The organism is Aeromonas sp. 75A, from assembly GCF_051919425.1.
Lineage (GTDB): Bacteria > Pseudomonadota > Gammaproteobacteria > Enterobacterales > Aeromonadaceae > Aeromonas > Aeromonas veronii.
Genome location: NZ_JBQBES010000002.1, coordinates 4,065,169 through 4,088,537 on the forward strand (window position 1 = coordinate 4,065,169; position 23,369 = coordinate 4,088,537).

Annotated in this window: 19 protein-coding genes and 1 pseudogene; 10 read left to right on the forward strand and 10 right to left on the reverse strand. The window is 58.3% G+C overall.

Features of this window, described 5'->3' with window-relative positions; translation table 11 throughout:
• Positions 1 to 47 precede the first annotated feature (47 nt).
• From ACTG2T_RS18880 to ACTG2T_RS18895, 4 genes and pseudogenes are all read left to right on the forward strand, one after another.
• Complete coding sequence (locus tag ACTG2T_RS18880; protein ID WP_005336963.1) at positions 48 to 710, forward strand: LexA family protein; 663 nt, start codon at positions 48 to 50, stop codon at positions 708 to 710.
• Between the two features lie 101 nt (positions 711 to 811).
• Positions 812 to 1,696, forward strand: a complete 885-nt coding sequence (locus tag ACTG2T_RS18885) for a BRCT domain-containing protein (protein ID WP_330124566.1) — start codon at positions 812 to 814, stop codon at positions 1,694 to 1,696.
• Positions 1,697 to 1,755: 59 nt separating this feature from the next.
• Positions 1,756 to 2,697: a hypothetical protein gene (locus ACTG2T_RS18890; RefSeq protein WP_330124567.1), complete on the forward strand. Its 942-nt coding sequence runs from the start codon at positions 1,756 to 1,758 to the stop codon at positions 2,695 to 2,697.
• A gap of 372 nt (positions 2,698 to 3,069) precedes the next feature.
• Positions 3,070 to 3,849 (forward strand): annotated as a pseudogene (locus ACTG2T_RS18895) (phage integrase).
• A gap of 183 nt (positions 3,850 to 4,032) precedes the next feature.
• On the opposite strand, the gene ACTG2T_RS18900 reads toward ACTG2T_RS18895, so the two are convergent.
• Complete coding sequence (locus ACTG2T_RS18900) at positions 4,033 to 5,532, reverse strand: alanine/glycine:cation symporter family protein (protein ID WP_330124568.1); 1,500 nt, start codon at positions 5,530 to 5,532, stop codon at positions 4,033 to 4,035.
• A gap of 349 nt (positions 5,533 to 5,881) precedes the next feature.
• On the opposite strand from ACTG2T_RS18900, the gene ACTG2T_RS18905 reads away from it, so the two are divergent.
• Both ACTG2T_RS18905 and ACTG2T_RS18910 read left to right on the forward strand, forming a co-directional pair.
• Positions 5,882 to 6,319, forward strand: a complete 438-nt coding sequence (locus tag ACTG2T_RS18905; RefSeq protein ID WP_139442687.1) for a GNAT family N-acetyltransferase — start codon at positions 5,882 to 5,884, stop codon at positions 6,317 to 6,319.
• A 76-nt stretch (positions 6,320 to 6,395) separates the two neighbouring features.
• Positions 6,396 to 7,160, forward strand: a complete 765-nt coding sequence (locus ACTG2T_RS18910) for a zinc-dependent peptidase (RefSeq protein WP_330124642.1) — start codon at positions 6,396 to 6,398, stop codon at positions 7,158 to 7,160.
• Positions 7,161 to 7,241: 81 nt separating this feature from the next.
• Here ACTG2T_RS18910 and ACTG2T_RS18915 read toward each other — a convergent pair whose 3' ends face one another.
• From ACTG2T_RS18915 to ACTG2T_RS18955, 9 genes are all read right to left on the reverse strand, one after another.
• Entirely contained in the window at positions 7,242 to 7,838 is a 597-nt protein-coding gene (locus ACTG2T_RS18915) for an acetate uptake transporter (protein ID WP_021230311.1), read from the reverse strand.
• Positions 7,839 to 8,062: 224 nt separating this feature from the next.
• Positions 8,063 to 11,065 carry a DUF748 domain-containing protein gene (locus ACTG2T_RS18920; protein ID WP_330124569.1) on the reverse strand — a complete coding sequence of 1,001 codons (3,003 nt, stop codon included), beginning with the start codon at positions 11,063 to 11,065 and terminating at the stop codon, positions 8,063 to 8,065.
• Between the two features lie 52 nt (positions 11,066 to 11,117).
• Entirely contained in the window at positions 11,118 to 11,879 is a 762-nt protein-coding gene (locus tag ACTG2T_RS18925; protein WP_330124570.1) for a substrate-binding periplasmic protein, read from the reverse strand.
• A 36-nt stretch (positions 11,880 to 11,915) separates the two neighbouring features.
• The gene (locus ACTG2T_RS18930; protein ID WP_026034924.1) at positions 11,916 to 12,326 is read right to left on the reverse strand and encodes a MerR family transcriptional regulator; all 411 of its coding nucleotides are present in this window, start codon (positions 12,324 to 12,326) and stop codon (positions 11,916 to 11,918) included.
• Positions 12,327 to 12,328: 2 nt separating this feature from the next.
• Entirely contained in the window at positions 12,329 to 13,297 is a 969-nt protein-coding gene (locus tag ACTG2T_RS18935) for a hydroxymethylglutaryl-CoA lyase (protein ID WP_236284556.1), read from the reverse strand.
• Positions 13,294 to 15,264 carry an acetyl/propionyl/methylcrotonyl-CoA carboxylase subunit alpha gene (locus ACTG2T_RS18940; RefSeq protein WP_330124571.1) on the reverse strand — a complete coding sequence of 657 codons (1,971 nt, stop codon included), beginning with the start codon at positions 15,262 to 15,264 and terminating at the stop codon, positions 13,294 to 13,296. Before ACTG2T_RS18940 ends, ACTG2T_RS18935 begins: the two co-directional genes overlap by 4 nt.
• Complete coding sequence (locus tag ACTG2T_RS18945) at positions 15,261 to 16,115, reverse strand: enoyl-CoA hydratase-related protein (RefSeq protein WP_330124572.1); 855 nt, start codon at positions 16,113 to 16,115, stop codon at positions 15,261 to 15,263. The genes ACTG2T_RS18940 and ACTG2T_RS18945 overlap by 4 nt, the downstream gene beginning before the upstream one ends.
• Positions 16,116 to 16,126: 11 nt before the next feature.
• Positions 16,127 to 17,728 carry a carboxyl transferase domain-containing protein gene (locus ACTG2T_RS18950; protein ID WP_330124573.1) on the reverse strand — a complete coding sequence of 534 codons (1,602 nt, stop codon included), beginning with the start codon at positions 17,726 to 17,728 and terminating at the stop codon, positions 16,127 to 16,129.
• Positions 17,725 to 18,867 (reverse strand): isovaleryl-CoA dehydrogenase, encoded by a 1,143-nt coding sequence (locus ACTG2T_RS18955; RefSeq protein WP_330124574.1) that lies wholly within the window; start codon positions 18,865 to 18,867, stop codon positions 17,725 to 17,727. The genes ACTG2T_RS18950 and ACTG2T_RS18955 overlap by 4 nt, the downstream gene beginning before the upstream one ends.
• A 305-nt stretch (positions 18,868 to 19,172) precedes the next feature.
• Between ACTG2T_RS18955 and ACTG2T_RS18960 the strand changes: the two genes are divergently transcribed.
• The 4 genes from ACTG2T_RS18960 (at position 19,173) to mmsB (ending at position 23,338) form a co-directional block, all read left to right on the forward strand.
• On the forward strand, positions 19,173 to 20,330 hold the full coding sequence (locus tag ACTG2T_RS18960) for an acyl-CoA dehydrogenase family protein (RefSeq protein ID WP_330124575.1): 1,158 nt from the start codon (positions 19,173 to 19,175) through the stop codon (positions 20,328 to 20,330).
• Between the two features lie 134 nt (positions 20,331 to 20,464).
• Positions 20,465 to 21,247 (forward strand): enoyl-CoA hydratase, encoded by a 783-nt coding sequence (locus ACTG2T_RS18965; protein WP_330124576.1) that lies wholly within the window; start codon positions 20,465 to 20,467, stop codon positions 21,245 to 21,247.
• 18 nt (positions 21,248 to 21,265) lie between these two features.
• Entirely contained in the window at positions 21,266 to 22,384 is a 1,119-nt protein-coding gene (locus ACTG2T_RS18970) for an enoyl-CoA hydratase/isomerase family protein (protein ID WP_330124577.1), read from the forward strand.
• A gap of 51 nt (positions 22,385 to 22,435) precedes the next feature.
• Complete coding sequence (gene mmsB / locus ACTG2T_RS18975) at positions 22,436 to 23,338, forward strand: 3-hydroxyisobutyrate dehydrogenase (protein WP_330124578.1); 903 nt, start codon at positions 22,436 to 22,438, stop codon at positions 23,336 to 23,338.
• Positions 23,339 to 23,369: the final 31 nt, after the last annotated feature.

Consider the following 23,369-nt stretch of genomic DNA (forward strand, 5'->3'; position numbering starts at 1 on the left):
TTTTGGGTTAAGCACTTTAGGCTGAAAATTGTTTAGATTACTGAACTATGAAAAGTGAACGTATTAGAGAACTCAGGAAAAAGCATGGACTTACCCAGCAAAAGCTGGGTGAACTCATTGGTGTAAAAAAGTCATCCATTTCTCAGTGGGAGAATGATGAGCACTCTCCCAGTGGCGACAACTTGGCCCAGTTATCCAAGGTGTTTGGAGTGTCCGCACATTGGCTTGCTACGGGGAAGGGCTCCCCTGAGCTTTCGAACGTGGAACCTGCAGTGATCCCGCAAGGTAACAGGGTTCCGATCCTCAGCTACGTCCAAGCGGGCAACTGGCGCGAGATGTGCGAGCAGGCCACTGCCTTTGATGGCAATGTCGAATATGTAGCGGCAGGTGGCGAGATCGGTCCCTACGGCTTTGGTCTGTGGTTACGGGGTGATTCCATGTTGCCGCAGTTCAAGGAAGGGGATCTCATCATCGTTGACCCTGACGAGTCGCCTCAGCCAGGGGATTACGTCGTGGCCAAGAACGGCAGCGACGAGGCCACGTTCAAAAAGTACCGGCCCCGCGGCATAGACGAGAGTGGCAAAGAGGTTTTTGAATTGGTCCCCCTCAACGACGATTACCCCACCATGCATTCCGACCGGCAGCACATCCAGATCATCGGCGTGATGGTAGAACACAGATCTTATAGAAAAAGACAAACAGGGCGCTAATGCGCTCTGTTTTTGTATCCGTTGCCAGCTTATAGCCACGCCAAGACGAAAATAACATTGGACGACATGCTTGAGCGGTAGAGACGTTTTAGGGAGAAAACATGCCAGAGTTAAATGATGTGCCAATATCATTTGGTTACAAGCGTAATAAGCAAAAAGCTTTGATCAGCCTCCACGGTATCTTGAGTGGTCTAACTGCCGATCAACGCCTTAATGACACTGAAATACTCTTTATGGCCACTTGGTTGAAATCGGATTCCGAGTTCAAAAAAGATGGCGATTTCCTCGATATTCAAGATCTCATCCATGACGTTCTCGAAGACGGTGTCATCACTTCAGATGAAAAAGAAGATCTGCTGAACCTGCTCAACGATGTGCTGCAATACAATGAAATTGAGCACGACAACATGGATGCATTGGTCAACATGTTGCTTGGCTTTCTGCAAGGTATCAGTGCCGATAGCAACATAGTAGAGCAAGAAGTTATCGCACTTAGTTCGTTGCTGCTCAAACATCGTGACCTGTTGGCCTCATGGCCGGGTAGTCTGCTGTTCAATCGCCTTAACGATATTCTGGCCGATGGTAAGATTTCTGACGAGGAGCGTGAAGACCTGCTGGAGTTGGTCAAACAGCTCTCTGGACAGCGCTTTACTGAATCGGGCCTCGCAGCGGGAATGGCTACTGAGTTTTTTGCCGATGGAAATATAATGAGCATCCAAGGCAAAACAGTCTGCTTTACTGGTAAGTTCCTTTCCAATACCCGCCACAATCTGGAACAACAAGCCAAATTACTAGGTGCAGAACCAGCGAAAGCGATTACCAAAAAGGTAAATGTGCTGATAGTTGGGAGTCTTGCTAGCCGAGATTGGATGTTTACCAGCCACGGACGCAAGATAGAAGCTGCAATTAAAGCGAAGGAAGAAGGACAGGATATCCAGATCATCAATGAAGAAGATTGGATTCGGATTGCATCAGAGCCTCTTTAAATAATTTATAGAAAATTTTTTAATAAAAATCTGCGTTGCAATTAAATAAGGTGAGAAAAATGGCAGAGCAATGTGAGTGTAAAAATAGAAAAAAAATGAGTACTCGGGAGTGGGTAATGGTATGTGTGCTCATAGTCCTGATTCAACTGCTTCTGCATTATTGGACTACTGAGTCGATGAATAGTGGTGAAGTTTTGGCATATGTATCATTTGCGGGAACAATAGTTTCAATAATATTGGCTGTTTTGGCAATCATATATTCATTTGTTCAGACCCAATCACAACAAGCAACCTCTGAATCTATATCAAGAGAGATTTTTAGATTGACAGATATCACAACCCACATAGATGCAACCTCAAAAGATGTGACGCATGTGGTTACTCAACTTCCTATAGTTTTAGAAAAATTTTCTTCTCTCCCTGATATAGTGTCTGGTGAAGTGAAAAGTATGATGTCAGATATTAGTTTGTCTAACAAAACCCTGCATGAAAAGACAGATTTATTGAAATCTGAAATAATGGGTAAATTAGAGCGCGTTAATGAGGTGTCACAAGAAACAAAAATTCTTACTCATGATGAAGATTTGCCTTATTTTACTAAAATAATATATGATGTTCCTGCATTTGTATTGGCTAGTTATCTTTTGTTCACTAAAAGTAACCATGTTGAGCTAAGTGAGAGAGCCTTTGAAACGTTACCTGCTGAACATGCAAACACAATCGTGTATTTATTATATAAGGCTGATGCAATGAATGAGTCATATTATATGTTAAGTGCTTTAAAGAAATATGAAACAGGCGGCTATATATTTAATGATGATGAACAAAGAAAGGAAATTACTGGGATGGTAAAGAAATTATATTGCGTATACGCGGATAGGCTTGAGTCTATTGTTAACGTGAACCACTTTGATGAACAAGTAGTCAAATACTTACTGAGTTTATTCAAAGAAGCTGGCTATAATGCTAAGAATGTTAAAGTTGAATGGGGTATCGAATGAGTTTATGTTGAGTTCGCTATCATATAAAATTTATTTGAAATGTAAATGTACGCCCCATTAAAATAAGTGATCCCCTAAGTTATTTATATATGGCAGTTACCTTGTTAAAGGAAGAGTCAATAAGAAGGTGGCTCTTCCATTTGATTCTTCAATTTTTTAACTTTCCCACCAAAACTTCGATAATATGCAACTCCTCCAAATATTATAATGTATGCAGGTATTCGAGTTGAACAATGATTTTTCGAATTGAGCGCTGTGTAAAATCACTGTTTCCTGATGGAGGTAGGATTAGATCGGGAGGGCATGGTTGGGAGCTGTGTCGATGTGTGAGTCGTAAGGCACGTTGAGAGCCTTCCAGTATAAGGAGGAACGATGAGCATCAAGTCCACGCCTGAGGGATACCTAGTTGATATCCGTCCGCAGGGGAGGGAAGGGAAGCGGATCCGCAAGCGCTTCAAGACCAAGTCCGAGGCGCAGCAGTTTGAGCGCTGGGTGATCGCCACCGAGCACAACAAAGAGTGGGTGGAGCGCCCGGCAGATAACCGGACGCTCTCCGAGCTTATCGAACTCTGGTGGCGCTACCACGGCCAGACTCTGAAGTCGGGAGTAAATGCCATTACCCGATTGCGCAAATTGGATGCCGCGTTGGGCTATCCGCAGGCTCGGCAAATAAACCGCCTGCTGGCAGCACTGACAGGTGACAACCAGAAGGTGGTCAAGTTGTGTCTGGCTACAGGGGCCCGCTGAAGCGAGGCGACTGGGCTGCGACGGGATGATGTGATTGCCAGCCGGGTGACCTACATCAACACCAAGAACGGCAAGAACAGGACTGTACCCATCTCGGCCGCCTTGGCGAAAGAGATCACCCTGGGTATTCATCGTGGCCTGTTATTCAAAGACGTTGACTATCTGCTGGTGCGTGATGTGATCAAGCAAGTTGCACCAGATCTACCTGCAGGGCAGGCGGTTCATGTGCTGCGCCATACGTTCGCTTCTCACTTCATGATGGCGGGTGGCAATATCCTGGCACTGCAAAAAATTCTGGGGCATCAGAACATTCATCAGACCATGACTTATGCCCACTTTGCACCGGATTATCTGAATGATGTGGTCCGCTTCAACCCGCTAGAAAACCATCTTCAACCAGCTTGATCTTCCCTGAGAATGGGCGTGGAAAAGTGTCCACATTTTGCCAATTTTGGTGTCTTTTCACGTCCCAAAGTGTCCCCTTGTGTGGCACTCAACCCCTTGATTTTTATGTAATACATTGAAGTTAAAGAAATAAAGATGGCAGCCGAGGCTGCCATTTTTATTGATGTCTTATGTCGTTCTGGTTCAGGAGGTCTTGCGATCCTGATCCGGCTCGAACTGATGGCCCGATTTCTCCAGCTCCAGGTTCTCTTCGGAGCGTTTGCCCACCCAGTAATCGGCGTTCTTGATGCCGAGCTTCTCCGGGTGGAATACGGGGTCAATCCCTTGTGCCTGCTGCGCTTCATAATCCTTCAGACAGGTGAAGGCGGTCTTTTGCAGCAGCAGAATGGCGATGATGTTGAGCCATGCCATCAGGCCGACCCCGATATCACCCATGCCCCACGCCAGATCTGCCGTCTTGACGGTGCCGTAGACAGTGGCAGCCATCAGCGCAATCTTCAGCAAGAAGGTGAGCCAAGGGCGATTAATCTTGCGGTTGATGTAGGCGATGTTGGTTTCGGCGATGTAGTAGTAGGCAACGATGGTGGTGAACGCGAAGAAGAACAGCGCGATGGCCACGAAAATGCTGCCAAAGCCCGGCATCATGCTCTCCATAGCGGTCTGCACATAGCCCGGGCCTGCTGCGATACCGGCAATACCCGTGTAGATGGCAGCGCCGTCCGGCCCTTGTACGTTATAGAGACCGGTGATCAGCAGCATAAAGCCGGTGGAGGAGCAGACGAACAGGGTGTCGATATAGACGGAGAACGCCTGCACCAGACCCTGCTTGGCCGGGTGACTCACTGCCGCAGCAGAGGAGGCGTGCGGCCCGGTACCCTGACCCGCTTCGTTGGAGTAGACCCCGCGTTTTACCCCCCACATGATGGCCAGACCCAGAATAGCACCGAAACCGGCATCCAGACCGAAGGCGCTCTTCCAGATCAGCAGGAGCACGCCCGGCAGCTGGCCGATATTGAGGGCTATGATGACGCAAGCCACGATGATGTAGCCCAGTGCCATAAAGGGCACTACGGTACTGGCGAAGTTGGCGATACGCTTGACGCCACCGAAGATAATAAAGCCGAGCAGCAGCGCCAGACCGGCGGCAGTGACGTTCGGATCGATATTAAAGGCGGTCTGCAGGCTTGAACCGATGGAGTTGGCCTGCACCCCCGGCAGCAGCACGCCGCAGGCGAAGACGGTCGCGATGGCGAAGGTCCAGGCGTACCACTTCATGCCAAGCCCTTTCTCAATATAGAAGGCCGGGCCGCCGCGGTATTCACCGTTGATCTTCTCTTTGTAAACCTGACCCAGAGTGGACTCCACGAAGGCGGAGCTGGCGCCGAGGAAGGCGACCATCCACATCCAGAACAGGGCGCCCGGGCCACCGAAGGTGATGGCGGTGGCCACACCGGCGATGTTACCGGTACCCACGCGACCGGCCAAGGTCATAGCCAGCGCCTGGAAGGAGGAGACACCGGCATCGGTGCTCTTGCCATCAAACATCAGGCGCACCATCTCTTTGATATGACGCAGTTGCAAAAAACGAGTGCGCAGGGAGAAGTAAAGACCGACCCCCAGACACAGGTAGATGAGCGCAGGGCTCCAGATTACACCATTGATGGCATTGACGATTTCATTCATGTACAACAACTCCTTTGTTGTGTTTGTGGCGCTGTCTTGGCGAGATCTTGGCCTCGCTCTCTGTCACTGTTTTCGGCCCTGTTTGTTAACAATCCAGTTAACAAATGAGCGCGAGGTTGAGGGGTTAAGCAGAGCGCAAACACGCGCCATGCATGGTTTGTAACATATCGAGTTGTATCGGTGCTTCCCAGCGAAAAATGTTGCCTTGTTGCAAATTTGTGAATTGACAAGGGTGGGGGGATAATGGCAGGCAGAGTTTTCTATGAGTTAAAGATGAGATCCTCCTTGTTGATCTGCGCCAGACAATGTGACGGGCGTAACACAATGGAAAGCAAACATGAGGCCAACAATGAAAAATGATCCTGAGACGTTGACGATCCGTCCCCCTGAGGCCGACGACGGGAGCGCCATCGCCCACCTGTTCAGCCAATTGGGGTATCCTGCCGAAGGCGCTGACGTGACGGCGCGCCTGTTGGCGCCGGATCCCGCGAGCGTTGTGCTGCTCGCATCCCTAGGCGACAAGGTGGTCGGCGTGCTGGTGTGGCACAAGCTGGCACCGCTGCATGTTGCACCAGCTTGGGGCCTGATCTCGGCGCTGGTTGTCGATGAAGGGGCAAGAGGGGCGGGAGTGGGCGCAGCCTTGCTCAAGGGAGCTGAAGCGATGGCGCGGGCCGCAGGTTGCGCCCAGCTGGAGCTATCCAGCAGCCTCAAGCGCGAGGCGGCTCACCGTTTCTATCTGGCGCAGGATTATCAGGAGCGGCCGAAACGGTTCGTCAAACTGTTATGACCTGTTTTTTGCATCAAAAGAAGGAGTAGGCGTGCTGGGATGGTTCAAATGGCTGGGGGGTCGCCCACAAACGTCCATGAGTGAGGATGAGTTGGCGCTGTGGCGTCAGGTACTGGCGGCTGTGCCCATCTTGCAAGGGCTCAGCGACACCGAGCAGACGACGCTCATCGGCTTGGGGCAACAGCTGCTCAAGCGCAAGACCCTGACCCTGATCGGGGTAGAGCTCAGCCGCCGTCAACAGGCGGTGCTGGCGTTGCAGGCGGCGTTGCCCATCTTGCACCTTGGCCTTGACTGGTATCGCGGCTTTCACGAAATCATCATCATTCCCGAACCAGTGACCCGGCGTCAGGAGGTGCAGGATGAGTTCGGGTTGGTGAGCGAGTTTGAAGAGGAGAACGCAGGCGAATCCTGGCCGCAAGGGCCGCTGGTGCTGGCCTGGAGCGAACTGCAGCAAGATGGCGACTGGGACGGCTTTAATCTGGTGATCCACGAGCTGGCCCACAAGCTCGATATGCTGGGCGGTGAGGCGGACGGTACGCCGCCGTTGCCGGGGCAGATGAGCAGCCAGCTCTGGCAACAGGCATTTCAGAGCGCCTTCGATGCGCTGTGCCAGCAGCTCGACCGGGACGAAGTGACCGATATCGATCCCTATGCTGCTGAACATCCCGCCGAATTTTTTGCCGTCAGCTGCGAGTGTTTCTTTACCGATCCGCTGCGGCTGCGGCAGGTCTATCCCGCGGTATACCGGCAACTGAGCCAGTTCTTTAGCCAGGATCCCGCACTGCGTTTCCCCGCGACCCGCTTGCTGGCGGGGGAGGCGGACGCCGGATCACTTACCTGATAACCGATTGGTTGAATGGTGATTCGAGATAGCAAAAAGGCACCCGAGGGTGCCTTTTTCACAATCTGAGTGGCTTGCCTATCAGGCAGCGGCTTTCAGCTGTACGGCGGCGGCTTTCTTGTGATCGCCGATCGGCATTACGGTGCGGCCGAACTGCTCGTTGATCACGGTGGCCATGGCCAGGTAGATGGCGCTGGCGCCACAGATGATGCCTTCGAAACCGGCGATGGTGCCGATCAGGGTGCTGCCGGTGAAGTCACGGGCGGCCAGCAGGAAGAACAGCACTGTCAGGGAGGCGAACACGAACTGCTTGGCGCGCGGGTAGTTGATGGTGCCAACCAGCATGAACAGGGTGAACATGCCCCACATCAGCAGATACCAACCCATGTAGGCGTGCGGAGTCGCTTCGGCCAGACCCATGGTCGGCATGACGAGCAGGACAACCAAGCTCAGCCAGAACAGGCCGTAGGAGGTGAATGCGGTCACACCGAAGGTGTTGCCACGTTTGTACTCCATGATGCCAGCGATGATCTGGGCGATGCCGCCGTAGCACAGGCCCATGGCCAGGATCATGGCGCTGATGGGGAAGAAACCTGCGTTATGGATGTTCAGCAGGATGGTGGTCATACCGAAACCCATCAGACCCAGAGGGGCAGGGTTGGCCAATTTTTCGCTCACGTGGCGTTCTCCAAAAATAGAGGTGGGGGTTAACAAAAGACGCGCGATTTTAGGCAGGCTGTGGCGAGCCCGCAAGGGGGCAAGGGGGATAAATCGTAAAAAAACTACGTGATTATTTGCATCAGAGGCCAAATGCTCACCAAGGCAGGCTGTTTGGTGAGCAAAAGGTGTCAAAATAGTTGAGGGGTTGTATTTTTATTACACATTTGCGCAGTGCGGCGGCGTCACTGATCCAGTGTCAGGATCACTTTGGCTTCCTTGTCTTCTTCTTTGACCTGGCTGTCGAGCACGAACAGCCGCTCCGGGGCGATCCCCTGGCTGTCGACCAGAAACTCCTTGGTATTTTGCGCCCGGCGCATGGCGAGATTGCGCAGGGATTTGGCGGTGATGAGCTGCTGATCCCGCAGCAGGATCACCGCCTGGGCCCGCAGTGCCTCGCTCTCTTCATCTAGATGGAGCCGATCGGCCAGGTCATCCAGATCTTCGCCAAAGCGCTCTTCATAGGCCTGGGCCAGCGCCTCTTGCAGGGCGGGGTCCTGTTCCAGCAGGTCGAGATCCGCCTGATTGCCGGTGAGCTTGGCCAGTACCCGTTCCAGCTTTTGCCGTTGCAGGATAGGGCGCTCCTCGTTGAAGTTGACCTTGCCGCGAATATTCATGCTGAGCTTGGGTCTATCCTTGAGGGCCTGCGCCAGCTTGACCAGTTTCTCCTGCTGGGTGGGGGTGAGATCGGGATCCCCCGGCAGGAAGGGTAGCTCGTCGAGATCTTCGGTACCATCGGCCAGCGAGGCGAGCAGGGAGAAGGGGGAGGTGATCGCCTTGCTCAGGGTGTTGCCCAGCACATCCCAGAAGATATTGCCGATGCTGAAGTCCGGTTGATCGAGATCCCCCTTCACCTTGAGGTTCATCTGTATCACCCCGTTGGCATCACTCAGCAGGGCGATGGCCAGCCCCAGCGGCAGATCCTTGGCCTGATCGCTCTTGATCTTCTCGCCCAGTTGCAGCTTCTTGATGGTGATGTCGTTATCCCCCTCCAGCCGGTTGCCCTCCAGCTTGTAGTGCAGCTTCATGGAGAGCTGCCCCTTGTCGATGGCATAACCGGCATAGGTGCCCGAATAGGGGGTAAAGGTGGTGAGCTCCAGATTGTGGAAAGCGACCGCGATGTCGAGGATTGGGTTGGCCACCAGCAGGTTGGTACCGCCGCGAATGGTCACTGGCGCATAGCGATCCACCTTGCCGTTGAAGGCGAGATCGGAGCGTTGCCCCGGAATATTGCTGATATGGCGACTCTGGCCGCCCAGCGAGGCGATATCGGCCACAAAATCCTGACTCAGGCTGCGGTCGGCAAAGCGCAGGTTGCCCTGCTCTGTGCGCAGTTGGTCAATGGTGAAACGAAAGTCGGGAGTCTTGCTGCCTGCCGCCGCTTGAGTACTTTTGGTTGCCGCCGGTTGCGGCAACAGCAGCTGTTGCAGGTTGGTGGTGCCATCTTCGTTGATCTCGATGCGGGCGAAGGGCTTGTTCAGAGCAATGTCCTTGATCCGCATCTGCTGGCTGATGCCGTCGTACGTCAGACCGGTGAGAGCCAGAGTGTTGAACTCCAGCAGCCGCTGATTGTCTGCCCGATCGACTACTTTGAGCCCGTTGATATCGAGCCCCCCTTGCAGGGTCAGCTTGCTCAGATCTCCCTGGGCGGTGGTGGCGAGATCAAGGCGGGTCTTGCTGCTCAGCAGCCCGTTTTGCACCTTGATGCGTACCAGATCGGCCAGATAGGGCTGTGCCAGCGTCAGGGGCAGCCCCTGCTGGTTGATGTCGCCGCTTAAGGTGAAAGGAGTCAGGGTCAGTTGGCCATCAAAGGCGAGGGGGCTGCTCTGGTTGAACTGGGTGGCCAGAGTCAGTTTGCTCGGTTGCTCCCCCTTGCTGCCCAGTGGCCCCAACGCCAGCTTGAGGCCGGAGAGCTGGCGTGCCTGCGGTTTGCCGCTGCTCGATTCGGTGAGAGTGAGATCGCCCTTGTCGATAAGGATCTGCTTGATCTGCCACTGCCAGGGTTTGTCTGCCCCGTGCTTCTTGCTGTTACCGGCTGTTTTTGCTTGTTGTGCCGACTTGGGCGCCGCATTGTTGGCCACCTCGTTTGCGGCGTGGGCCCCTTTGACGGGCTTGGCGGGGGCCTGTTCAATCAGCAAGTCAGCCAGATCAAGCTCCTGCTGTGGGTTGAGGGTGGCCTTGAGCAGGGGCTGTTGCAGGGTCACCTTGCCGATCTGGAGCGACTGTTTCTGGCCATCGACAGCCAGATCGCTAAGGGCCAACTGGCCGAAGCGTGCAAATTCGTCGCCCTGGTGTTTTTTAAGCTGCCAGTTGTCCAGTGTCAGCTTGCCTTTGGACAATTGCCACAGTACTCCTTGCTTGCCCTCTTTAAGCTGGTACTCCACCTCGGCATTGGCGTGGCCCTTGGCCAGATCCAGCTTGAGATAGGGTGCCCAGAGCGGGGCGAAGGGTTTCAGATCGACCTGTTTGAGGCTCACCTTGCCCTGACCCATGCCGCTCATCACATCGAGTTTGCCGTGAGCGGAGAGGCTGCTTTTGCCGTTGATGGCGGCGCTCAGCTGATAGGCGGTCGGGCGATTTGCCTCGGTGCGCAGGTTATCGAGCTTGAGGGTCACTTTTTCCAGATTGAGAGGCGGCAACCAGCCAGGTTCGCTCTCCTTGCGTTGATCCTGATAGCGCACATGCCCGTCAGTGACATTGACGCTGGCAATGTCGATCAGCAGCGGTGCACTGGCTGTTTCGGGTTCGGGGGAGGGGGCAGGGGCGAGCAGGGTCGCCAGCGCATCGGTCAGATTGAGCCGAACATCCCCCTTTTTGTCTGCCAGCCGTTGCAGCAGCACCACGGGTTTGGTCAGGGTGACGGCGGAAAGCACGGCCCCTTTCTGCTGCCAGCTGGCTTGCAGGTTTGGGGTGATAAAGAGCTGCTCAAAACGGATGATAGGCCGCTGTTTGGCATCGAGCAGGGCAGTCGCGCCGAGGGTGAGGGAAGGGTTGCGCAGCCCTACGTCAATCTCCCCCAGCGTCAGTTGCAGGCCATAGTGCTCGGCCAGCCAGCCGGGCAGATAGTGCTGGATCAGACGGGGGGTTTGCCACAGCAGCAGGGTGAGCAGGATAAGAAGCAGCAGGAAAGCGTAGGCAAGGTAGCGCAGCAAGCGGAGCTTGGGGGACGCGGGCTCGGTGGTGTTCATTTGGTGCACTCCCATTTGGTTCCCGCCATGGTACAGAAAAGCTGGATAGTAATCATGGGGTTGCGTGCTGTTGTACGCCGTACTTTGTCCAAAGGCGCTCCAGTTCCCCCTTTTGTTGCAGCGCTGCCAGCCACTGTTCCAGCTGGGCAGGGGTAATGGGGGCCTCAGGGTGAAGGATGGCGCGGTGTTGATATCGTTGATCCCATTTCTGCGAGATCAGCAACTGGTCGGCGGTGTCGGGGTGGGCCAGCAGATACTGGTTAAGGTAGGAAACGTTGAGAATGGCTACCTCGCCACGTCCTTTGAGCAGGGCTTGCAGGGCGCTGATATTGTCTTTGACCAGGGTGATATTGAGCTTGCGCTGCAGGTAGAGAGGATCGGCATTGAACTGGCCAACGCCGTAGTGGTAGCCGGTCACCCCGATAAGATGATGCCGAGAGGGGTCATCGAAAAAGCGCTGATCCCGACCCGTTTTGTTCAGGGCCACATAGACCTCGCCACCACCGAGGAAGGGTGCTGTCATCTTGAATTTATCTGTGTCCCAGCCCCATTTGGTGTCTTCAAACAGCATCAGCGAGAAACGGCCCAGATCGAGCGCCTTGTAACGGTTGGCGGCCGAGGTGGGAACAAACACGAATCTTACCTCTTGCTGGATCTCGTTTAGCTTGGCGATGAGGTCCAGCGTCAGCCCTTCATAGCGGGAATCGGGGAGTTTGACCACAAAGGGGGCATAGGGGTATCCACCAACCTTGATGAGGGGATGGCTCCAGCCAGAGAGGCTGAACAAGAGCAAAAACCAGCACCAATATCTCATGGGATCCCCAGGGCAATAGCTTGCTCCCAGATTCGGTTAATCTGCGCCAGTTTTCAAGCTGTTAAGGGAATTAACACAGCGCTGTTCGGCGGCTTCCAGCTCGGCCATCACCATCTGGATATCCTCCAGCTGCTGGCGCAGCACGCCGCGTTTTGCCTCGATCAGCTGGATCATGGAGTGAAGCTGGGTTTTGCTCGATTTGTCGGTGTCGTACATATCGAACAGCTCGCGGATCTCGGCCAGGCTAAACCCCAGCCGTTTGCCGCGCAGGGTCAATTTGAGCCGGATCTTGTCTCGATGGCTGTAGATGCGGGTTTGCCCCTCCCGTAGCGGGGTGAGCAGCCCCTCATCCTCGTAGTAGCGGATGGTGCGCGGCGTGACATCGAATTCGTGGGCCAGCTCCGAAATGCTGTAGGTGATCTCCTTGCCGGGCAGGGAACGGGACATGGTCATGACTCCTGTTGCTGGGCGTGTGGCTGGCAGAGGCGGGCACGCAGCCGCTCGGCATTGGCGTGCAGGGCCTGACCGACCCGCGAGCCGTTGGGGCGACTGAGCTGCTCGCTCACCCACTGGCCGGTGGCCGCCAGTTTGTCGAGATCCACCCCCGTCGTCATGCCAAGGCCGTGCAGCAGGTAGACCACCTCTTCTGACGCCACATTGCCGGAGGCGCCCGGCGCATAGGGGCAGCCGCCGAGCCCCGCCACCGAGCAGTCGATGGTGCGAATGCCACGCTCCAGCGCGGGTAGCAGGTTGGCCAAGCCCTGACCGTAGGTGTCGTGAAAATGGACCGCGAGTCGACCCGCCGGGATCTCGTGCAGCACCGCATCCAGCATGGGCGCCACCGTGCCCGGAGTGCCGACGCCTATGGTGTCCCCCAGCGAAATTTCGTGGCAGCCGAGGTCCAGTAACTGTTCGGCCATCGCAGCGACTCGTTTCGGGCGGGTCGGGCCATCGAACGGGCAGGCGATGACGGTGGAGAGGTAGCCGCGCACCTTGATGCCGAGGCGGCGAGCTTCCTGCACCAGCGGGGCGAAGCGTACCAGCGACTCCTCCACGCTGATGCCGATATTGGCCCGGGTAAAACCGTCGGAGCAGGCGGTGAAGAGGCCAATCTCGTCGGCGCGGGCGGCAATGGCTGCCTGCAAGCCTTGCAGATTGGGCACCAGAGCGCCGTAACGGGTTGAGCCCTTGCGCGGCAGTGCCTCGAACAGCGCTGCGGAGTCCGCCATCTGCGGCACTTTTTTGGCAGAGACAAAGGCACCCACCTCGATGCGTTGCAGGCCGCTGTCGGTAAGGCGCTGGATCAGCTCCAGCCGCTGTACCAGGGAGAGGGGCGCAGCTTCATTTTGCAGGCCATCTCGCGGCCCCATCTCCACCAGACTGACCCTGTCGTCACGGACGTCCTGTGATCGGTTCATGGGTGTTCCTCCTGTGAAGCAGTCTCTTCGGCAAAGCGCACCAGCACGGTTCCCTGGCTTACCTGCTCGCCCTGTTTGCACTGCAGGGCTTCAATTACCCCGTCCCGCTCTGCACGCAACTGGTGTTCCATCTTCATCGCCTCCAGCACCAGCAGGGGTTGCCCCTTGCTAACCGTTTGCCCCTGCTCGATCAGCACGGCTACCACTATGCCGTGCATGGGGGCGATGGCGCCCTGCGCCTTCTCATTTGTCTGATCATGATGGTGGCTGTGCTGCCGATCATCGGCCACGAAGCGGATGCGCTGGCCCCCCAGGGTCATGATGAAGGCTGCCTCTGGGCCTGCGACCGTCTGAATGGGGATCTGTTGCCAGCAGCCACCCTGCTGCAGCCGGATATTATCGTCACCTCTCTGGTAGCAATGAGTCTCCCCTTGCCACTCAAACTGGCCGCCATGATCGTTAAGGGTCAATACCCGGTGCTCATCACCGATGCGCACCGCTGCTGTCCAGCAGCGATCCGGCCCCAGCCGAAATCCGCAGGCTTGCTGCCAGGGGGAGCTGCCCGCAGGGCGGCTCGCCAGCCAGAGGGTGGCCAGCGGCCAGGCGAGCTCAGGAATGGGCCGTGCTGTGGTAGGAATGGGCCACTGGGTATGGTGGCCCATGGCCAGGACGTCAGGCTCTTCACACAGGCGCAGCAAGAGCGCGCCGTTGTGCACCAGCGGGCCGAGATCCAGTGCCGCCAGCGCATCGGCCAGTTTGGCGAACGCCTCGGCGCGGTTCTGGCCGTGGGCGATCAGCTTGGCGATCATGGGATCGTAATAGGGGCTCACCTCATCGCCAGCGGTGACGCCGGTGTCGATGCGCACGCCAACGGGCCAATGGAGCCAGTGGATAGACCCGCTGGCAGGCAGAAAACCGGCCGCCACATCCTCGGCGTATAGGCGCGCCTCCACCGCATGGCCGCGCAGCACCACTTCCTCCTGAGTGAGTGGCAGCGGCTTGCCTTCGGCTACGGCCAACTGCCAGGCCACCAGATCCTGCCCGGTCACCGCTTCGGTGACCGGATGCTCTACCTGCAGCCGGGTGTTCATCTCCATAAAGAAGAACTCATCCTTGCAGAGCAGGAACTCGATGGTGCCAGCCCCCTGATAATGGATGGCCTTGGCTGCGGCCACGGCTGCCTCCCCCATGGCGCGGCGCAGAGCCGGAGGGATGTCGGGGGCGGGCGCCTCTTCGATCACCTTCTGATGGCGTCGTTGCAAGGAGCAGTCCCTGTCCCCCAGATAGATGGCGTTGCCGAGGCTATCGGCAAAGACCTGCACCTCAACATGGCGAGCCTGGGGCAGATAGCGCTCCAGCAGCACCAGATCGTCGCCAAAGGCGGCCTTGGCTTCCCGTTTGACTGCCGCCAGCGACTCGTCAAAGTCGGCCAGCTGATCGACCCGGCGCATCCCCTTGCCACCGCCGCCACTGGCGGCCTTGATAAGAAGCGGGAAGCCAATCTGGCTCGCCTGATCGCGTAAAAAGTCCGGCCGCTGATCTGTGCCGTGATAGCCGGGCAGCACAGGTACACCGGCAGCCTGCATCAGCGCCTTGGCGCCCGATTTATCGCCCATAGCGAGAATGGCGGCGCCGCTTGGGCCGACAAAGCGCAGGCCGCGCTGTTCGCAGGCGGTGGCAAAATCGCTGTTTTCCGACAGAAAGCCGTAACCGGGATGGATGGCATCGGCGCTCGCCTCTTTGGCAACCTTCAGCACCTTGCCGGTGTCCAGATAGCTCTCTCTGGCCGGTGCTGGCCCCAGATGCCAGGCCTCATCAGCCAGACGGGTGTGCATGGCGTGGGCGTCGGCATCGGAGTAGAGGGCGATGGTGTGGATGCCGAGGCGTTTCGCCGTCTTGATGATGCGCACGGCAATTTCACCGCGATTGGCAATCAGCAGGCGCTTAATCTGAGTGTGATGGGTCATGTCTCTTCCTTGAAACGGGGGCGCCAGGCGGGAGGGCGTTTGTCGAAGAAGGCTTGCATCCCCTCCTGAGCTTCGAGTCCCACCCGAACCCGGGCGATGGTCTCGACAGTTCTCTCTTCGTGCAAGCGGGAGGGATGGGCCTCTATCGTCGCCAGCAGCCGTTTGGTCTCTTTCATCGCCTCCGGCCCGTTGCGGCACAGACGAAGGGCCTGCGCCCGTCCCTCCGCCAGCAGTTGATCCGGTTTGCAGAGTTGGTGTGCCACATTGAGCCGACAGGCGGTGATGGCATCGAACGGCTCGGCACTGAGCATGTAGCGGCGTGCCTGACGCATTCCCATGGCGCGTACCACGTAGGGGCTTATAACCGCAGGCACTAGCCCGAGGCTTACCTCTGAGAGGCAGAAGCGGGCATCATCGCTGGCCAGCACCATATCGCAGGCGCAGATGAGCCCCAGCGCCCCGCCGTAGGCGGCCCCTTGCACCAGCGCCACCGTGGGGAAGGGGAGCTCGTCCAGGGTCTGCATCAGCCGGGCCAGTACCCGGGCATCTTCGCGATTGTGCTCAAAATCGGCGTGGGCCAGATTGCGCATCCAGTTGAGATCGGCGCCCGCGCAAAAGTGTTTGCCTTCGGCCCGCAGCAGCAGGGCGTGGGGGCGTTCGGCAAGATCATGACCATGGAGATGGGCCAGATCATCGAGGCAGTCGAGTAGCCCCAGCATCAGGTCGGCATCAAAGGCGTTGTGGCGGGCCGGGCGCGACAGCACCAGCTCGGCCAGCGGGCCGTGCCGTTCCAGCCGAAACGGGCCCTGTGTTGAAGAGCCAAGTGCTGAGGAAGTGAGTGGATCTGACATCGTTTTGCTCCTTACATCCGGAAGATGCCGTACTGCTCGGTTTCAATGTGGGCACCCTGACAGGCGGCGAGCGCCAGCGCCAGCACGGTGCGGCTCTGGGCCGGGTCAATGACGCCATCATCCCACAGGCGGGCGCTGGCGTAGTAGGGGTGACCCTGGCGCTCATACTGTTCGATCACCGGGGCGCGGATGGCGGCCGCTTCCTGCTCGCTCAAATCTTTGCCCTCGGCAGTCAGCTTGTCGCGACGCACCTGCACCAGCACTCCGGCAGCTTGTTCGCCACCCATGACAGAGATACGGCTGTTGGGCCAGCTAAAGAGAAAATCGGGCTCATAAGCGCGGCCGCACATGCCGTAGTTGCCAGCGCCAAAGCTGCCGCCGACGATCAGGGTGATCTTGGGCACCCGGCTGCAGGCCACTGCTGTGACCAGCTTGGCGCCGTGCTTGGCGATCCCCTCTTTTTCTGCGCTACTCCCCACCATAAAGCCGGTGATGTTCTGCAAAAAGAGCAGCGGGATGGCACGCCGGTTACAGAGTTGGATAAAGTGGGCCCCCTTCTGGGCACTGTCGCTGTGCAGCACGCCGTTGTTGGCGAGGATACCCACTTCCATGCCGCAAATACGGGCAAAGCCGGTCACCAGTGTGGTGCCGAACAGCGCCTTGAACTCGTCAAAGTCAGAGCCATCCACCAGTCGGGCAATCAGTTCGCGGGCATCGTAAGGGCGTTTGAGACTGGTGCCCACCAGACCGTAGAGCTCCTCGATCGGGTAGCAGGGGGGCTCGTAGCCGGGGCTGCTCTCTATCGGCTCGTTACCCAGATGAGTAACCAGCGTGCGGGCGATGGCCAGCGCATGGGCATCGTCACGGGCCATATGATCAGCAACGCCGGAGTGGGCACAGTGCACTTCAGCGCCGCCCAGGGCCTCGGCGCTGATCTCCTCGCCGGTGGCGGCCTTGACCAGCGGCGGACCCGCCAGAAAGATGGTGGCTTGCTCCCTGACCATGATGGATTCATCAGCCATGGCGGGCACGTAGGCGCCGCCTGCGGTGCAGAGCCCCATCACCACTGCCAGTTGAGGGATGTTTTGGGCCGACATGCGGGCCTGGTTGTAGAAGATGCGGCCAAAGTGATCCCGGTCGGGGAACACCTCGTCCTGCATCGGCAAGAAGGCGCCGCCGGAATCCACCAGATAGAGGCAGGGGAGGCGCAGCCGCTCGGCGATGGCCTGGGCGCGCAGGTGCTTTTTCACCGTGAGCGGGTAGTAGGTGCCGCCTTTCACGGTGGCGTCGTTCACCACCAGCATGCAGAGCCTGCCCGAGACCCGGCCGATGCCGGTGATGATACCGGCGGCGGGCACTGGCTCGTCATAGACCTGCCAGCCAGCCAGCGCCGAGAGCTCGAGAAACGGGGAGCCCGGGTCCAGCAGCTGATTGATGCGCTCGCGGGGCAGCAGCTTGCCACGGGCCTGATGGCGGGCGTTGTTGGCCGCACCGCCCCCTAGCGCGATCTCGGCAATGCGGGCGTGGAGATCGTCGACCAGCCCCTGCATGGCGGCCCGATTGGCCGCATATTCCGGGCTCGCCGTGTCGAGGCGGGAGTGGATACGACTCATGCATTTTCTCCCATCAGCTCGCGGCCGATGAGCCAGCGGCGGATCTCCGAGGTACCGGCGCCGATCTCGTAGAGTTTGGCGTCCCGCAGTAGGCGGCCGGTGGGGTATTCGTTGATGTAACCGTTGCCGCCGAGCAGCTGGATAGCATCGAGGGCCATCTGGGTGGCGTTTTCGGCGGCAAACAGGATGGCTGCGGCGCAATCTTTACGGCTGGTGCGACCCTGATCGCAGGCGCTCGCCACCGAGTAGACCAGCGCCCGGCTGCTGGCTAGGCGGGTATACATGTCGGCGAGCTTGCCCTGCACCAGCTGGAACTCGCCGATGGCTTGACCAAACTGCTTGCGCTCACGCACATAGGGCAGCACTACATCCATGCAGGCCTGCATGATGCCAAGGGGGCCCGCAGCCAACACCACCCGCTCGTAATCGAGCCCGCTCATCAGCACCTTGACCCCGCCGTGCAGGGTGCCCAGCAGGTTTTCCTGCGGCACCCGGCAGTTGTCGAACACCAGCTCGCAGGTGCTGGAGCCGCGCATCCCCAGCTTGTCGAGCTTCTGGGCGGTAGAAAAACCGGGAGTGCCGGCTTCAACGATAAAGGTAGAGATTCCTTTGGGGCCGGCACTGGCATCAGTCTTGGCATAGATGACGAAAGTGTCGGCATCGGGTCCGTTGGTGATCCACATCTTGTTGCCGTTGAGCACGAAGTGATCGCCCTCGCGCTCCGCGGTCAGGCGCATGCTGACCACATCTGAACCTGCGCCCGGCTCGCTCATGGCCAGCGCCCCCACATGCTCGCCGCTCACCAGCGGGGGCAGGTAGCGCGCTTTCTGCTCCGCCGTGCCGTGGCGATGGATCTGGTTGATGCAGAGATTGGAGTGGGCGCCGTAGGAGAGGCCGACCGAGGCGCTGGCGCGGCTCACCTGTTCCATCACCAGCACGTGGGCCAGATAGCCGAGATTCACCCCGTCATACTCCTCCGCCACCGTAATGCCGTGCAGCCCCAGTTCACCCATCCGGGGCCAGAGATCACGGGGAAAGGCGTTGCTCTGATCGATCTCGCTGGCGCGCGGGGCGATCACTTTCTGGCAGAAGGCCGCAACCTGTTCGGTCAGGGCATTCAGGGTCTCATCCATCTGCATCCATGCTCTCCTTGCGGATATGACAGTCGGTTTGGAAGGTTGGGTCGACCGGCTGACTCGGCGTTACGGCTGGCAGTGGTCGGTCCATTTTGTACTTCACTTCTGCCACAAGTTTACGTTAGCGTAAACGTAAATCAATTGTTAATCTGTTGTGTGTCGATAAAGCGGTGGTAGTGAGAGCGTCATCAGCTACCACGACAACAGCGCCATAGTGGCAGATCCGACTGACGCAGCGTGTGGGCGCCGTGTCATAAAGCGCTAACGCAGGAAAATAAGCGCGGGGAAACAAGGGAGCGAACGACAAGATGGATTTTACCCTGACCGATGATCAACAGGCGTATGTGGAGGCGGCCGCCGCCTTTGCCGATGAGGCGCTCAAACCCCATGCCGCGCGCTGGGACAAGGAGCATGAGTTTCCGATCCCGACCATCAAGCAGGCGGCCGAGCTCGGGTTTTGTGGTCTCTATACCCCGGAGCAGTTTGGCGGATTGGGATTGCCTCGTCTCGATGCGAGCCTCATCTTCGAGCGTCTCGCCATGGGCTGTACCTCGACCACGGCTTATCTGACCATTCACAACATGGTGAGCTGGATGCTGGGCAGCTGGCTGCCCAACGAGGTTGCCAAGGAGTGGGTGCCCAAACTGGCCAGCGGCGAGCTGCTGGGCTCCTATTGCCTCACCGAGCCGGGGGCGGGTTCCGATGCTGCGGCACTCAAGACCCGATCCACTCGCGAGGGTGATAGCTACCTCATCGAGGGAACCAAGGTCTTTATCTCGGGAGCGGGCAGCACTGACGTGCTGGTGGTGATGGCCCGTACCGGTGGTGAAGGTGCGAAGGGGATCTCTGCCTTTATGGTGCCGGCTAATGCCCCCGGCGTGAGCTATGGCAAGGCAGAAGAGAAGATGGGCTGGAACAGCCAGCCGACCCGGGAGGTTGTCTTTAATGGGGTTCGCATTCCTGCCTGCTATCGGTTGGGTGAGGAGGGGGAAGGGTTCAAGTTCGCCATGCAGGCCCTTGATGGGGGGCGCATCAATATTGCCACCTGTTCGGTGGGCACAGCCCAGCAGGCGCTGGACGATGCGCTGGCTTATGTGCAGCAGCGTCAGCAATTTGGTCACCCGATCAGCGAATTCCAGAGCGTGCAGTTTCGCCTGGCCGATATGGCGACCGAGCTGGCTGCCGCCCGCCTGCTGGTACGTCAGGCCGCCGACAAACTGGATCGCGGGGCACCGGACAAGAGTGCCTGGTGTGCCATGGCCAAACGGTTTGCCACCGATGTGGGTTATCGAATCTGTGATGAGGCTCTGCAACTCTTTGGCGGCTATGGTTATATCCGCGAGTATCCGCTCGAGCGCTATCTGCGCGATACCCGGGTACACCGCATTCTGGAGGGCACCAACGAGGTGATGCGACTCATCATCGCGCGCCGCATGCTTGCCGATCCCGGTTTGTCGCTGGGCTAACCGGTGGTCGCATCAAGGGTGTGTTGCCTGCCACCCGATTGCACCATGCCGGTTTCGGCTTTGTGAGCCAGCCACAGGTTGGTGTCATTCAAGCCTGTCATCATGGCGGCAGCTTCATCGACAAGGACAATGTTATGACAAGGATCAGACTCGAATATCATGGCCACGTGGCCTATATCACCCTCGACCATCCCCCTGCCAACACCTGGACCCTCGCCAGCCTGCAGGCCTTTTTGCAGATGATGGTGGAGCTCGACAGTCGTCCCGATGTGGTGGCGCTGGTGATCCGTGGTGCGGGCGACAAATTTTTCTGCGCCGGTGCCGACCTCAATATGTTTGTCGAGGGGAATGTCGAGCTGGCCCGCGAAGTAGCCGAGGCCTTTGGCAAGGCCTTCGAGGCGCTGGCCCGTTTTCACGGCGTCAGTATCGCCGCCATCAATGGTTATGCCATGGGCGGTGGCCTGGAAGTGGCGCTGGCTTGTGATATCCGCATCGCCGAGCAGCAGGCGTTGCTGGGACTGCCGGAAGCCTCGGTGGGCTTGCTTCCCTGTGCCGGTGGCACCCAGCGTCTGACCGAGCTGGTGGGGCCGGGCTGGGCCAAGCGGATGATCCTCTGCGGTGAGAAGGTGAGTGCCTCGCTGGCCTACGAGATGGGGCTGGTGGAGGAGGTGGTGAAAACCGGTCAGGCGTGGGAGGCGGCGCACCAGATGGCCCATCTGGTGGAGCGCCAGAGCCCGAGCGCCCTGCGCGCCTGCAAAACCCTGATCAATCAGGGCCGCAGTGGCCCGCGGGATGCCGCCTTGCCCCTTGAGCGGTCGCTGTTTCTCGCTCTCTTTAGCGATGCCAATCAGCGTGAAGGGGTGGCCGCCTTCATGGAGAAACGCTTACCGCGCTGGCAATATGGCCCAACAGAATAAATCCATACGGAGCCGTTTATGAGTGAGCCGGTCAAGGTTAGCTGTTATCCCACCGAAGATGGCCATCAGGTCGGGGTGTTGACCCTCGACAGCCCTGCGTCTCTCAACGCATTGAGCCTGCCGATGATCCAGATCCTGCAACAGACGCTGACCCGTTGGGAGCAGGATCCCGCCATCGTCTGTGTACTGCTGCAGGGGGCGGGTGAGAAGGCATTTTGTGCCGGTGGCGATATCCGCTCCTTCTATTACCGTAAACAGGAGGCGAGCGGATCGGAACTGTTCGAGTATGCCCGCGACTTTTTCGAGCAGGAGTACCGGCTCGATCACCACATCCACTGTTACCGCAAGCCCCTGATCTGCGTGGCGGACGGTATCTGCATGGGGGGCGGCATTGGCCTGTTTGCCGGTGCCGATTTTCGGGTGGTGACCGAAAGAAGCCTGTTCGCCATGCCGGAGGTAACCATAGGACTCTACCCCGACGTGGGAGCGAGCTGGTTTTTAAGCCGGATGCCGGGGCGACTCGGGCTCTGGCTCGGTCTGACTGGCGCCCGCTTCAACGGGAGTGATGCCATCGGTCTTGGGCTGGCGGATCACGCCATAGCCAGCAGCGAGCGAGCCGAGTTGCAGCACCGATTGGCGGCACTCGACTGGTCAGCCGGTTGTGAGCCCCGTGAGCAGATCGATCAGCTGCTGCGGGGCCTTCATAAAGGCGCCGCAGCGCAGTTGCCTGCGCCCATCCTGCTGCCCCATCAACAAAGAATCGATGACCTGCTGGCGGGGCGAACGTTGGCGGGAGTGTTGGCAAGACTGTTTGCTGCCCGATTTGACGAAACGGCGGGAGAGAAAGCATTGGCCCAGGCGCAGGAGAGCTGTCGCACCGGCAGTCCCATCAGCCGTGCCATCCTCTGGCGCCAATATTGGCAGGCTCGCCGCAACTCCCTGGTCGAAGTATTTGCCGAGGAGCTGACCCTCTCGGTCAACTGCGTGCTCAAGGGGGATTTTGTGGAAGGGGTACGGGCACTGCTGATCGACAAGGATAAAGATCCCCGCTGGCAACTGTTGCCACCGGAGGGGGAGTGGCTGGACGAGTTCTATCGCTGGCCGCAGGGGCGCAATCCGTTGGCCTGCAAGGAATAACAGGTTGGCAACCGGCGGACGCCGCCATCAGCAACGCAAGGAGCAAGCGGGATGACAAGGATAGGGTTTATCGGGCTCGGCAACATGGGCGGCCCCATGGCGGCCAATTTGGCCAGGGCCGGGCACACGGTGCAGGTGTTTGATCTGGTTGCTCAAAACATTGAGCGCGCCATCGCCGCTGGCTGTATCGCAGCGGGGGATGCCCGAGAGGCGGTGACCGGCTGCGAGGTGGTGATCAGCATGCTACCTGCGGGGGAGCATGTGCGCGACCTTTGGTTGTCTGAGGGGCAGGATCTGCTGGCAGCCCTGCCGGTTGGTGCACTGGTGATCGACTGCTCCACTATCGATGTCGACTCTGCCCGTCAGGTCGGGGAGGCGGCCCGCGCACGCGGTTTGCGCTTTATCGATGCCCCTGTCTCGGGCGGTGTCGCCGGTGCGGCCGCCGGGACGCTCACCTTTATCGTTGGCGGCGATAGGGCGGATTTCGAGGCGGCGAAACCTTTGCTCGCCTGCATGGGGCAGAACCTGTTTCACGCCGGGACGCTGGGTGCCGGGCAGATCGCCAAGATGTGCAACAACATGCTGCTTGCGATCCATATGGCGGGTACCGCCGAGGCGCTGGCCCTCGGGGTGAAGGAGGGACTGGATCCCGCCGTGCTCTCCACCATCATGGGCAAGAGCTCCGGCAACAACTGGAGTCTGGAGCGCTACAACCCCTGGCCCGGGGTGATGGATAATGTCCCTGCCGCCCGCAACTATCAGGGGGGCTTTATGACCCGTTTGATGGTGAAAGATTTGGGATTGGCCATGGCGCTGGCCGAGCATGGCCACAGCGCTGTGCCCATGGGGGCGCTCGCGCGTAACCTGTTCAACCTGCATGCCGCTAAGGGGCAGGGGAGCCGCGATTTCTCCAGCATCGTCGAACTCTATCTGGATAAACAGGATCCCGCCTGACGGGCCACCTCTCTTCAAGGCATCTCCCTTC